General features: G+C 38.4%; 11 protein-coding genes. 4 read left to right on the top strand and 7 right to left on the bottom strand.

Going from position 1 to position 13,745, the window contains the following annotated elements; all coding sequences use genetic code 11:
* The first annotated feature begins 19 nt into the window (after positions 1 to 19).
* From QHG54_RS00405 to QHG54_RS00395, 3 genes are all read left to right on the top strand, one after another.
* Positions 20 to 1,228 carry an MFS transporter gene (locus tag QHG54_RS00405; RefSeq protein ID WP_406604236.1) on the top strand — a complete coding sequence of 403 codons (1,209 nt, stop codon included), beginning with the start codon at positions 20 to 22 and terminating at the stop codon, positions 1,226 to 1,228.
* A gap of 27 nt (positions 1,229 to 1,255) precedes the next feature.
* Positions 1,256 to 1,378, top strand: coding sequence for a hypothetical protein (locus tag QHG54_RS00400; protein ID WP_406604235.1), 123 nt, complete (start codon positions 1,256 to 1,258; stop codon positions 1,376 to 1,378).
* A 163-nt stretch (positions 1,379 to 1,541) separates the two neighbouring features.
* Positions 1,542 to 2,108, top strand: coding sequence for a hypothetical protein (locus tag QHG54_RS00395; RefSeq protein ID WP_406604234.1), 567 nt, complete (start codon positions 1,542 to 1,544; stop codon positions 2,106 to 2,108).
* An 821-nt stretch (positions 2,109 to 2,929) separates the two neighbouring features.
* On the opposite strand, the gene QHG54_RS00390 is transcribed toward QHG54_RS00395, so the two are convergent.
* The 7 genes from QHG54_RS00390 to QHG54_RS00360 all read right to left on the bottom strand — a co-directional run bounded on the left by QHG54_RS00390 (position 2,930) and on the right by QHG54_RS00360 (position 11,593).
* Positions 2,930 to 4,729: an acetolactate synthase 3 large subunit gene (locus tag QHG54_RS00390; protein WP_406604233.1), complete on the bottom strand. Its 1,800-nt coding sequence runs from the start codon at positions 4,727 to 4,729 to the stop codon at positions 2,930 to 2,932.
* Positions 4,730 to 4,953: 224 nt separating this feature from the next.
* Entirely contained in the window at positions 4,954 to 5,841 is an 888-nt protein-coding gene (gene miaA, locus QHG54_RS00385) for a tRNA (adenosine(37)-N6)-dimethylallyltransferase MiaA (protein ID WP_317994057.1), read from the bottom strand.
* A gap of 595 nt (positions 5,842 to 6,436) precedes the next feature.
* Positions 6,437 to 7,954: a Do family serine endopeptidase gene (locus tag QHG54_RS00380; protein WP_317993459.1), complete on the bottom strand. Its 1,518-nt coding sequence runs from the start codon at positions 7,952 to 7,954 to the stop codon at positions 6,437 to 6,439.
* Positions 7,955 to 8,090: 136 nt separating this feature from the next.
* On the bottom strand, positions 8,091 to 9,026 hold the full coding sequence (hflC, locus tag QHG54_RS00375; protein WP_406604232.1) for a protease modulator HflC: 936 nt from the start codon (positions 9,024 to 9,026) through the stop codon (positions 8,091 to 8,093).
* Between the two features lie 2 nt (positions 9,027 to 9,028).
* Positions 9,029 to 10,174, bottom strand: a complete 1,146-nt coding sequence (hflK, locus tag QHG54_RS00370; protein ID WP_317994058.1) for an FtsH protease activity modulator HflK — start codon at positions 10,172 to 10,174, stop codon at positions 9,029 to 9,031.
* A 118-nt stretch (positions 10,175 to 10,292) separates the two neighbouring features.
* Positions 10,293 to 10,802 carry a dihydrofolate reductase gene (locus QHG54_RS00365; protein WP_317993461.1) on the bottom strand — a complete coding sequence of 170 codons (510 nt, stop codon included), beginning with the start codon at positions 10,800 to 10,802 and terminating at the stop codon, positions 10,293 to 10,295.
* Entirely contained in the window at positions 10,799 to 11,593 is a 795-nt protein-coding gene (locus QHG54_RS00360; RefSeq protein ID WP_317993462.1) for a thymidylate synthase, read from the bottom strand. Before QHG54_RS00360 ends, QHG54_RS00365 begins: the two co-directional genes overlap by 4 nt.
* A gap of 216 nt (positions 11,594 to 11,809) precedes the next feature.
* Between QHG54_RS00360 and QHG54_RS00355 the strand changes: the two genes are divergently transcribed.
* Positions 11,810 to 13,117, top strand: coding sequence for an MFS family transporter (locus QHG54_RS00355; protein ID WP_317993463.1), 1,308 nt, complete (start codon positions 11,810 to 11,812; stop codon positions 13,115 to 13,117).
* Positions 13,118 to 13,745: the final 628 nt, after the last annotated feature.

Below are 13,745 nucleotides of genomic sequence, written 5' to 3'. Positions count from 1 at the left end.
TAATTGGAGGGGGGGCATAGTGAGCAATAATAAATTTATAGAAAAAAATTATTATCGATGGGTTGTATTGTTTGTTGCTACTATCGCTCAAGCATCAGCTTGCTTCTTTGTTCAAGAGATTGGTCCTTTAGCTGAATTTTTTAAGAGGGATTTCTCGCTTAGTGACTCTCAAATAGGTTTGCTGTCTTCAGCAGCGCAATTCCTACCTATTATTGGATTACTTATAGCTGGCGAATTACTAGACAAGTTTAACGAGCGCTATATTGTTGGCGTTGGCGCACTCGGCGTTTCTGTCACTCTTTTGTTGGGAGCAATCGCAGATAACTATATTTTCCTTTTGGTTTGTTTGCTAATTGTAGGGGGATTTTATAGTTCTGCTCAACCTGGTGGCGCTAAATCTGTTTCTTCATGGTTTCCACAATCGCAGCGCGGATTTGCAATGGGAATAAGGCAGGCGGGGCTACCATTAGGTGGAGCATTAGCTGGGATGGTTCTTCCTGCTAGTGCGCTTGTCTATGGCATACAAGGTGCGTTTTTAGTCGGTGCCATCGTTTCTTTTTTAGGGGGATGTATATTTATTATTTTTTATCACGCACCAGCAAAAGTTGTAGCTATCGTTCCAGAAAGCAAAGCAAGAGTTTCGTTCTATGCAAATGTAAGATCTCGTCTTGCGATGTTGGCTGCGCCGCATATGAAGAATATTATTTTTTCAGGCGTTTCACTTGTGATCGTTCAATATGTTTTAACCATTTTTATAACTGTTTATTTTTATAGAATCTATCACCTGCCTCTAGATAAAAGTGCTTATTTGTTTTTTGTTTCACAGGCTTCTGGTGCCTTAGGAAGAATTATTTTAGCAGCGTGGAGTGATCATTGTAGAAAAGGACGATTTTTTCCTGTCTTGTTTTGCATGATTGCAGTCGTTTTTGGATTTTTAATATTAATTTTGGGCATGAGTGGATCCATAATTTATTTAACTATTTTATCTGCTTGGTTAGGTTTTTTTGGATTAGGATGGTATGGCCCTTGGGTTGCTTATATTGTAGACTCTTCGCCGAAAGAAAGCGTTGGCTTTTCTCTGGGTTTAGCAATGTCTGTAAATCAAATCGCAATTATTGCTGCTCCACCATTATTTGGATTAATCCAAGATTTTACAGACACTTATTTACTAACATGGCTGATCTTAATTTTAATGATTGTTCTTTCACTTTTTTTAATAAAAAAGTAGAGAAATATAATTGGGGAGGAAATTATAATGATAAATGAAAATACTTTTGAGTTGAGCAATGGCGAAAGAGACAAACTTTGGAAGGCTTTAGACCATGTTATTTATGATCCATACGGTGGTATTGAATATTCGGTTAAGCTAAAAAAATAGCATTTTCGCTGCTACCACATAGAATATTGACAATTCTTATGAATCAAAAGGGAGCTCTTACCCCTAGACCATATTTAATCTTTGAAAACCTTCCTATTGATAGACAAATTAACATACGTCACCTAATCCTTATAATTTAGGTGCATCTTGTAAAAGTAGCTATATGAGCGAAAATTTAATTATGATGTTTTCTTTATTAATCGGAGAGCCTTATTCAATTAAGTTTGAAGGCGAACATATAGTAAATAACCTAGTTCCTTTAGAGGATAATAAAAAAGATTATACAGGATTAGGATCTGAAGTTGAGTCAGATTTTCATATAGAAAATTCTGCACTAAAATTTATAAGGAGTTTAAATTTATCTCCTAAAGGGATACTTTTAACTGGTGTTCGCAATGATGTTGATGGCCCATTAACGAGAATATCTGATGCACGTCTAGCTTTAAAACTTTTAAGTGAGGAGGATTTGAGTAGCTTAAGGGATAATTTATATATAATTAATGTTCCCTATAGATGGAGAAAAAATGTGGTAACCTCTACAAGTAAAGTGCCCCTCGTTCAAGGGGACAGTGAATTCCCAGATATCAGTGCTGTTTTTTATCCGGGCATGTTAGAGCCACAGTCAAAAAAAGCCAAGGAAGCTTTAGATCATTTTTATGAAGCTATAAGGCTGTATCTTTTGGAATTGATGTACAACCAGGAAGATTATTATACATTGATAACAGAATAGCTCTATACTCTAGAGATAAATTTTTTGGATCATTTGATCGTTATAAAAATCCAATGCGGTGGATTCAAAGAGTGTTTGTGTCTGCAGATTTATGGAATCATAGATATGTAGAACAAATAAAAGAAAGAGTATTTGATTTTCAATGTTAATGTCCTGATAATGATATGATGTTGAGTATTATTCTGGTTTATATATATTGACTACACATCTCATATGTATAGATTTCGCCCGCATAATCAGGTGAGGTTACTACCTGATTATAAGCTATGGTGGCCAATGGATTTTCTATGGCTGCATTTGATCTTTGTTATTTTTGCCCTTCCTTTCAAGCCGCTAGGAGGGATTCTCCTATCAAGCCCTTGAAGGAGCGATTTTCAGTAATTTCATAATGCGAAACCCAAACATAGTGACAAATTTTTCTATTGTTTTCACAAGTATGACGGTTTGCATGGTTGCACCCTTCAAGCACGGTGGCTTTTTTTCTTGCACGATGGAATCTTTCATATATGAGACAACATAATTAATTTATAACAGATAATTCAATGTATTATCTAAAAAATGCAACGAAATAGCTATTAATGTGAACATATGAATTAAAAAACAAACATCGCGTACAAATAAATTCAAACATAATTGGGCACACGACTTATAACATTTTTTAGATGAACAAATAATAATACATCCCATGTCTTTAAACAAAGAATGAAAATCATAAAATGAGCTCTAAGGATAATAGGAACTCTCCACAAAAAAGAGACAGAGATGAAGACTCCAAAGACTTCATCATCACCATCCTTCACTATTTTGTTAACATATTCATTTTATACAAGAATCTTTCCCTCGGAAGAAACAGCATTTGCAACGGCTTCATCATTAGCTTCATCAGGTAACAGCATATCGTTATGGGCACATCCCGATGGGATCATTGGAAAACAATTTTCTAAATTAGCAACACGACAATCGAAGAGAACAGGCTTATCACAGTCAAGCATTTGCTGAATTTTATCATCAAGTTCATCGGGTTTTGAACAACGGATCCCAACCGCTCCATAAGATTCTGCCAATTTTATAAAATCAGGCATCGATTCCGTATAAGAATGAGAAAGACGGTTGCCATGCAACAATTGCTGCCATTGACGGACCATCCCCATATACTGATTATTTAAAATAAAAATCTTTACAGATGCATTATGCTGAATTGCCGTTGCAAGCTCTTGAATATTCATCTGAATTGAAGCATCACCAGAGATACACACAACAAGGGCATCAGGATGAGCGATTTGAACACCAATAGCAGCAGGCAAACCATAGCCCATAGTTCCAAGACCACCAGAAGTCATCCAATGATTTGGTTTATCAAAGCGATAATATTGTGCTGCCCACATCTGATGCTGTCCAACATCCGTTGTGATATAAGCGTTCGCACCTTTGGTAAGAGTATAAAGTCGTTCAAGAGCATATTGTGGCATGATAACATCTTTTTTCTCCGCATATGCCAATGAATTACGAGCTTTCCAACGGTTAATTTGCGTCCACCACACATCACGAACTTCACTGTTAAACACTGGTTGATGTATCTTTAAGAGTCGCGTCATATCTTCTAAAATGCAAGCCACATCACCAATAAGTGGTACCTCTACCTTTACTATTTTATTGATGGAAGAAGGATCAATATCAATATGGATAATACGCGCATGAGGTGCAAATGCATCAAGTCGCCCAGTAATACGATCATCAAAGCGAGCACCAATAGCCAGCATAACATCACAATCATGCATGGCCATATTAGCTTCATATGTTCCATGCATCCCAAGCATTCCAAGCCAATTTTTACCAGAGGCTGGATAAGCGCCAAGTCCCATGAGGGTTGAAGTAATCGGAAAATCCCCCAATTGAACCAAATCACGCAAAAATTGCACAGCTTCAGGACCAGATGAAATAACACCACCACCAGAATAAATAACAGGACGTTTTGCATCTAGTAAGAGAGAAACAGCATATTCAAGAGCCTGAGCATTCCCTTTCGGCTTTGAAGAAGAACGCATAGATGTCAACGCGTGAGGCGCTCTATAAATTCCCGAAGAAAATTGAACATCTTTAGGAATATCAACCAAAACTGGTCCTGGGCGTCCTGATTGAGCAATAGTGAAGGCTTCATGGATAATCGCCGCAAGATCATTCACATCTTCAACCAAACAATTATGTTTGGTACAAGGCTTTGTAATACCAACCGTATCAGCCTCTTGAAAACCATTTGTTCCAATCACTGTTGTCGGCACCTGACCAGAAAAACAAACAAGAGGGATAGAATCCATGAGTGCATCTTGCAGAGGTGTTACAGCATTCGTTGCACCCGGACCAGAAGTCACAAGCATGACCCCCACCTTCCCTGTACTGCGCGCATAACCTTCAGCAGCATGCCCTGCCGCTTGTTCATGACGTACCAAAATATGTTGAAGTGAATCTTGTTGATAAAGAACATCAAAAATAGGAAGAACAGCCCCACCAGGATAACCAAAAAGATGTTTAACCCCTTGATCAATAAGAGCCTGAACCACCATTTCAGCTCCCGACATTATTTTTCCGTCCGCACTCTCTTTCGCTCTTGGATGATTTATCATTTTCCCCACTCGCCCATTTATAGCACAATAAAAAAAGGCTCCCAAAGGAGCCTATTACACGCGAAAACATGTATCGTATAATTATCCCCCCATTTAAAACGCACGATACACTGTAAGAAAGATATTCCTTATAGGCAAAAGTTTTAATTCCATCAATGCCATTCGTCAATCAAAAATTATCTTTTTAAAAACTTTCCATTCCAAACGCTCTCTTTATAAAATTTCTATAGCGTTTCATCTGAAGAAATACGTATCCATTTCTCATCAAATTGATTACGAAACCATGTCATTTGCCTTTTGGCATATCTTCTCGTTTGTATCTTCACTGTTTCAAGAGCATTCTCAAAGCTCCTATATCCATTCAAATAAGCTATAAATTCAGGCACGCCAATAGCCTTCATCGCTGGTAATAAAGGAGAAAGCATAAGCTTTTTCATAGCAGATACCTCTTCTAAAGCTCCCTTTTCAACCATATAATCTAACCGCTTATGAATGCGTTCATAAAGCCATTGACGTGGTGGAATGAGAAGAATTTTTTCTGAAAAATTTGGCGAAATCAGAGAGGGCGTTTTTTTCTTCTGCCACCAGCTAAGCTTCTTACCAGTTGCATCATAAACCTCTAAAGCACGGACAATACGCTGACCATCTTGCGAAGAAATTTTCTCAGCAAGAACAGCATCAACCTGCAACAACTGGCGATAAAGGTTTTCAGTTCCCTCTTTATCAAGCAGAAGTCGCCATTTCTGCCGCACGGCATCTGGAATATGGGGGATTTCCGAAATCCCTCCCAAAAGAGCATGAAAATAAAGCCCCGTTCCGCCAACAAAAATAAGTGATTTCGACGTGTAAGTAGTTAAAAGCTTTCCAACATCACATAACCACTGTCCCACTGAATAATGAAGAGCAGGATTCACATAACCGTAGAGATAATGTGGAACAATTGCAGTCTCAAACTCCGTAGGCCGTGCTGTTAAAATATTTAAAACATCATACACCTGCATTGCATCAGTGTTAATGATAAGAGCATTTTTTTCTTGAGCCATCTGTAAAGCAAGCGCTGACTTCCCACTTGCTGTTGGCCCGGCTATCAATGTAATCGTTCTCTGTGTCATCAATGGAAATTCCTTATAGCCATCACGCATCGACTTATTGCAACATGCACGATACTCCCCAAAGACCCTGTATTCCATCTCCCCTGTATTCTATCCCCATTGTCACAGAGTGAGCTTTTCAAACGAAAATAAGACCTCTATAGTTAACACAGAGAAAGTGCCTAGATCGTTTTAATCCCTTTAAAATAAGCACAATAACAATGCTAAAAGAATTTCAAAATATTTCTCTTGCTATTATCATTCAATAACAAAATACAGCCACAAAAGCTCTTTCAGAGAGACCATCATAAACAAACATACGCTTTGCAAGCATATACTAAATAATACTGAGCTTAACCCCCATAACCAAACGGCTTCATCTTTTTATAAAAAATGGTTGGCATTCTGACTTATAATCAGTACTATTTTCTTCAAGCTCCCCTTTCTTGCAACAGTTTCTTTTCCATCTGCCATAAAGAAAGACGCAGCGATGCCCATAAATTAAAGACTTTGATATTCATCTTTTTGTATAATGGCTCTTTTGAAAACTGAAGAGAGTAAACTATCACCTATCGCACACTTTAAGAGCCGTAACAAAAATACAATCTCCTAAATATCAATCCATTGGAAGCGTTACAAACCTTAACTCTCCATCTGGACGAGCAACAATGAATAAAGCATTTTTACGTCCAGCTTCACGTAATTTATGAATACGTTTTTTAGCCTCATCAACCGTTGTAACAGCACTTTGATTGATATCAACAATCACTTCACCAATGCGAATACGTTTTTTATCTGCCGCGCTATTTTGTGCAACAGATGTTACAACCACCCCCTGAAGTTTATCAGCAATTGAATAACGTTGACGTAAGTCCGCTGTAAGCTCAGATAATGTCATTCCCATAAATTGCATTGTCACGCCTTTCGATACAGCATCACTTTTTTTATCATCGGCTTCTTCTGCTGTATTTTCATTTGCGTCTGTTTCAATTAAACGTCCAAGCTTAACTTTTACTGTTTTTTCTTGCCCATTCCGCAAAACAGTAACATCCACAACTTTCCCTTCCTGACTTTCCGCGACCAAACGCGGTAAATCGCGTGCATGCTTAATTTTGGCATTCCCAAAGCAAAGAATGATATCTCCAACCTGCAACTGACTATTATCTACATCCGTCTGTTCCATTTTACCTGCAACCAACGCCCCTACAGGGTTCTCTAGGTTCAAACTTTTTGCAACATCCTCTGTCACCGGTTGAATACGAATAGCTAACCAACCGCGCCTTATTTCTCCAAAATCACGCAATTGATTAATAACAGAAAGAGCCATATCAGATGGTATAGCAAAACCAATACCAATCGATCCTCCAGAAGGTGAAATAATTGCTGTATTAATCCCTATCACTTCACCATTTCTATCAAATAACGGGCCTCCAGAATTGCCTTGATTAATTGCTGCATCTGTCTGAATAAAATTATCATAAGGACCAGCATTAAGATCACGATTGCGTGCAGAAATAATACCAACCGTGACACTACCACCAAAACCATAAGGGTTACCAATAGCCATAACCCAATCACCAATGCGCGCCTTTTCTGAATCTCCGAAACGTACAGCTTTTAATTTTTTTCTTCCTACCTCCACTTGAAGCAGTGCCAAATCGGTCTTACTGTCTTTTCCAAGCAATTTTGCTTTTAGCTTTGTACCATCAGTAAAATTAACTTCAATGTCATCAGCATCAACGATAACATGATAATTTGTAACGATAAGCCCTCTTCGCGCATCAATCACAAAACCAGATCCCAAAGAACGTACCTTCTGAAACTGGCTACCTTTTTGACCATCTTTAGATGTAAAAAAATCATTAAAATATTCTTGTAGCAATGAATCCTTTGGAATAACAGGTACAGAAGTAAGTTCATCCTGTTCAGTCCCATCAACTGTCTGTGCTGTGGAAATATTCACAACTGTCTCCAAAAGTTCAGCAGCTAAATCAGGAATAGAAAGTGGTGTATTTTTTTCCTCCCTCGCCCAAGACAAACTAATTGTCCCTAATAAAAACAAAGCTACACTGACGGTGAATCCCATAGCAAAGCGCTTCAGAGACATATTATTACACCTAACATTTTTACCCATAATGTGCCTTCGATAAATACTGCAAAGAGCCTCACTAAATTTATCTCTGTAAAATCAGTATAGCTCAACACTCTCTACCATTTTCATCATAAAAGAAAATGACCACGGGAGCTCAAAACGCAATCCATTGCCCTATCTACTCTTCCACGGATTTTTTATCTGTATTATTAAGTCCAGTCTTCACTGTTGGTAAGAATGCTTTATTTGCTTGCGGCGGATTACGAAAATAGAAAAAGAAATCCTCATTTGGTGAAATCACCATCGGAGTATGTTCTAAATTCTTGTATTGCTCCATTGCCAACCAAAAATCGTAAAAGGATGGATTAGCCTCCCGCGCGTTCAATAAAAGGCGAATACTTTCAGCCTGACCTTCACCACGGGTAATTTCGGCATCACGCTTTGCAGCTGCTACGATTTCTTCATATTCACGATTAGCTTCCGCCACAATACGGTCTCGTTCCTGCTGACCACGCGCACGAATATTTTCAGCAGCAGCCTCACGTTCAGCCGCCATTTGTCGATAGACATCTTCTGAAACAGCATCTGTTAAATCGGTTTTGCGAATACGCACATCAACAATGGTAATCCCCAACGAACCTGCATCTACAGAAAACTGCTTTTGCACTTCAGCCATCATCGCTCCCCGTTCATCCGATAAAGCCGCTTTAAATTCTCGCTTACCATAAACGGCACGCAAAGCGTCAATAAAACGTGATGCAAGATTTTCACGGGCAGCAATTTGCGGACGCCCAGAAGAAATACGCTGTAAAAACAACTTAGGATCTGTAATACGATAAATAAAGAACGCATCCACTTCATAATAGGCACCACCACGAACCTGTACAGATTGTGTAGGAACATCGTAACGCAACAACCGATTATCAACAATGATCATCTTATCTACAAAGGGCATCTTCAAATAGATCCCAGGATTAGATTCTACCTGAACAATTTGCCCAAAACGCTTAATTGCTACTTGTTGACGAGGATAAACGATAAAAACGGACATCCACAAAACCATCAAAACAAGCCCTATAGCACTAAACACAAACAAAAAACGAGACTGCTGCATAATTAACGTCCCCCAGAAATGCGAGAATTCAATAGCGATACAGGACGCGCTGATGTTGCCTTCACTTTGTCTGATGAATTGCTACGCAACAATTCGTTCAGAGGTAAATAGGGCACCGCTGGCGAATTTGCTTGATCAAGAACCAGCTTATTTGGTGAAGAAAGAATACGTCCCATCGTCTCCATATAAAGACGGTAGCGAGCAGCCTCTGGTGAAATTGCAGCCTCACGAGCTATCGCCTGAAAACGCTCAGCACGCCCTGTTGCCTCTTCAACCATTTGTGCTTTTTCACCTTTTGCTATTTCCCGTGTCCGTGAAGCTTCACCATTCGCTAAACCAATCTTCGTAAAACGCACACGATTTCCCTCTTCAATCATTCTTCCACGTTCCTGCTCCGCCTGCTGAACAGAATTAAATGCAGCAGCAACTTTTGTAGGAGGAGCAGCTTCACTGATAGACACACGGCTTATTTCAACACCAAGTTGATATTTATCTACAGTCAACTGGATAATCTTTCTGACGTCATTAGCAACTTCTTCTTTCTTGTCACGTAAAACATCATCAACTGGCCTAGAACCAATAACCTCACGCATTGCACTCTCCGCAACCTGACGAACTGTTCCTTCTTGGTCATTCACATTGAATAAAAATTGACTAGGACGTGAAATCCGATAGTAAACAGAAAAATTGACATTAACGATATTCTGATCACTCGAAAGCATCAAGCCTTCACTTTGTTGCGTCTGACCAGATTGACCACCAATCGCGATTGTTTTTTCCGTTAAAGGCACCTTCATGTAAGTTTCAATTGGCCAAAAATGAAAATGCAAACCATCACCGATGATGCCTTCTTTAGGGACGCCAAAACGCAACTCCACTGCTTGTTCATTTTGCTGAACAATATAAAGTGACTGGTATAGCCAAAAAAACGCAGTAAGTAAAAGGAGTAAAACAGAAAGCCCACTCCTACCAAATTGTTTGAACTGATCCTGCCCTTTACGCAAAATATCATCAAGATTGTGGCCATTATCACCACCATGATTACCACCAGAACCAAAGAGATTCTTAGCTGGTGTTTTTTTGTCACCACCAAGTTTACTTTTATCGCCGCTCCAAGGGCCACCACCATTATGATTTGTCCAGGGCATCATCACCTCTTTAACTAACTACCACTACTCAAACACCAATCATTTGTGTGATCTTATAGGGTGCCTCTTACCTCATTACAATACAACTAACAGGTTCTTTCCACTGAATTACAAATGATTATTTTCGTTCATAAACCACAAAACGTGTCGGATGACTGTCTTTCTCTCCTTCTGGAATATATTGTGTTTGCACAATAGTCCACTTCTCTTTATCCAAAACAGGAAAAAAACTATCACCTTCAATAGAATCTAAAACTTCTGTAAGGAATATTTTATCAGCAATACTCAACCCTTGTTGAAAAATTTCACCACCACCAATAATAAAAACTGCATCTGCACCATTTTGAGAAGCCACCCTTTTTGCGATAGAACAAGCTTGAAACAAAGAATGAGCAATAACAGCGCCTTCAGCCGTGAATGCACAATTACGAGTAATGACAATATTTGTACGTCCTGGTAAAGGACGTCCAAGAGAATCCCAAGTTTTTCGCCCCATAATAACGGGTCTACCAAAAGTTAAATTTTTAAAGCGTTGCAAATCCGTGGATAAGTGCCAAGGCATCATACCTCCACGACCGATAACACCATTTTTTGCAACAGCTGCAATTAAATAAACTGGAAAAGTCATATTGCTACCGGAGCCTTGATATGTGGTTGTGCTTCATAATTAAGCAATTCAAAATCCTCAAATTTAAAAGAAAAAAGATCCGTTACCGCTGGATTTATACGCATAAACGGCAAAGCATTTGGTATACGAGACAACTGGTATTGAGCTTGTTCAAAATGATTAGAATAAAGGTGCGCATCACCGAGAGTATGAATAAAATCACCTACTTTAAGGCCGCTTACCTGTGCAATCATCATTGTTAACAATGCATAAGAAGCAATATTGAACGGAACACCTAAAAAAATATCGGCTGAACGCTGATAAAGTTGACAAGATAGCTTCCCATCAGCAACATAAAATTGAAAGAAACAATGACAAGGAGGCAAAGCCATTTCCTCTATCAATGCTGGATTCCAAGCAGATACAATCAATCGACGAGAATCAGGCGTTCTCTTAATCATAGTCAAAAGATTACTCATTTGATCAATATGTCGCCCATCCGGAGCTGGCCAAGAACGCCACTGATAACCATAAATAGGACCAAGATTCCCTTTCTCATCAGCCCATTCATCCCAAATTGACACACCATGTTGCTTCAACCACGCGATATTCGTATCACCCTTAAGAAACCACAAAAGCTCATAAATAATTGAACGTAAATGCAGTTTCTTTGTTGTTAACAATGGGAATCCAGCCTGTAAATCAAACCGCATTTGATATCCAAAAACCGATCGCGTCCCAACACCGGTTCGATCTGCACGATCAATGCCCTGATTTAAAACATGAGATAGAAGATCAAGGTAGGTTTTCATATAAGTATTATGGCCGATTCTGTTAGTTATAGAAAATAGAAATTGTAAAATTCATAAAAATACAATTTAAATCCCTCTTCCCAAATATCTTGCACAAGAAATTACCATGATCCAATAAATTTTTGACGCAAAAGATAAAATACTGTAGACAGTTCCTAAGGAAATAAATACAGGGGTAATAAATCGACAAACATGAACGTAAAAAGGGATAACCTTATGGCAAATCAAACAACTTTAGCACCAAATGATACAAGAAAACGTGTTCTATCTATCGTATCCAGCGCGTCAGGTAATTTGGTAGAGTGGTATGACTTTTATGTTTATTCCTTTACATCTATCTATTTTGCATCGCAATTCTTCCCTTCAGATGGTGATGTTGTTGCTCAACTTTTAAAAGCCGCTGGTGTCTTTTTTATTGGCTTCCTTATGCGTCCAATCGGCGGTTGGCTTTTCGGATACATTGCTGATCGTTATGGCCGAAAAAACTCGATGCTGATTTCTGTTTTTATGATGTGTGGTGGCTCATTCCTTATCGCCATACTTCCTACCTACGAAAGCATTGGAATAACAGCAGCAATTCTTCTTCTTTTACTCCGAATGCTTCAAGGACTTTCCGTCGGTGGAGAATACGGCACAACTGCAACTTATATGAGCGAAATTGCTCTCAAAAATCACCGCGGTTTCTTTGGTTCTTTCCAATACACCACTCTCATTGGTGGTCAGCTTCTCGCTAGCTTGGTTATATTCATTCTGGCACTTTATCTCACAGAAGATCAATTAAAAGCATGGGGTTGGCGTATCCCTTTTGCCATTGGTGGGCTAGCTGCAATTGTTGCGATTTATCTGCGACGTTCGCTTCATGAAACAACGACCAAAGAAAGCCGTTCTAAAGAAAAAGCTGGTAGTATTCGAGAACTATTGCGCAACCATCGAAAAGCTTTTTTTCTGGTTATTGGTTTTACCGCCGGAGGATCGCTTACATTTTATACATATACAACCTATATGCAAAAATATCTCATCACGACTACCGGATTTGATAAACATACTGCCACAACGGTAATGACTGCTGCACTCTTCGTTTTTATGTTACTCCAACCTGCATTTGGCGCTCTAGCAGATAAAATTGGAACAAAAACTTCACTCATTATTTGGAGTGCCTTATCCATTATTTGTACAATTCCTGGACTTAGAGTCATTGGTAACACAGATAACGCATGGGTTGCTCTATCGGTTATTATTGGAATGTTATGCATTATAAGCTTTTACACCTCCATTTCTGGTATTATAAAAGCAGCAATGTTTCCTACTTCAGTACGAGCAATAGGAGTTGGTCTCTCTTACGCAGTTGCCAATGCACTCTTTGGTGGTTCAGCTGAATCCGTAGCACTTGGACTAAAAGACATTGGTTACGAATCTATCTTCTATTTTTACATAACCGGCATGATGATAATCGCATTCATTGCAGTTCTCTTGATGCCAAATACCCGAGAAGGAGGATACCTTCAAGATGAAGACATTCATTAGGAATTCCTGCCTTAAATAAATAAGAAAGCCCAATCTTTTGGGCTTTTTTTATAAAAATCGTAACATTCAATATTTACAAGCTGTTATATCCCATTTCTAACCTCATAAAGGAACAATATCCTTCCCTTCAATATGAATTGTAAGAAATAAATTATCTCATAGCATTCCTAATATTTTGTCTGATGATTGCACCAAAAACATTGCAGTTCGTTATAAAATATTTAGTGTATTTAAACAAAAATCTGTTTTTTCTTTTTTCATAGAAATTTGGAAAAAAACATCTCATTAAAAACTCAATTTTAGTAAATGATATTTTATCAGCAATGATCAACCTTTGTTGAAAAGTTTCCCTTCTTTCAACAATAAGGCACCGCATTTGCTCCATTTTCAAAGATCCACCTTTTTATAAGAGTACAAATTTAAAATAGGTAAATAAATAAGCAAAAACATACACTTAACTGTTAATGTATAAGCCACAAGTTATCGCTCTATTTGTGCATCGCAGAATTTACCTAAGAAAATCTCAAAATGCTTGCCCCACGATAATGAATTCATCGTAAAAAACATTAAAAAATATAAACTTATCGATAAGCACTCAAGCGTTACATTTAAAAAAATCGATAACACA

This window comes from Bartonella gliris (genome assembly GCF_045277155.1).
GTDB lineage: Bacteria > Pseudomonadota > Alphaproteobacteria > Rhizobiales > Rhizobiaceae > Bartonella > Bartonella gliris.
Note: the sequence above shows the minus strand (reverse complement) of the source record. Positions and strands in the feature narration are given on the sequence as shown.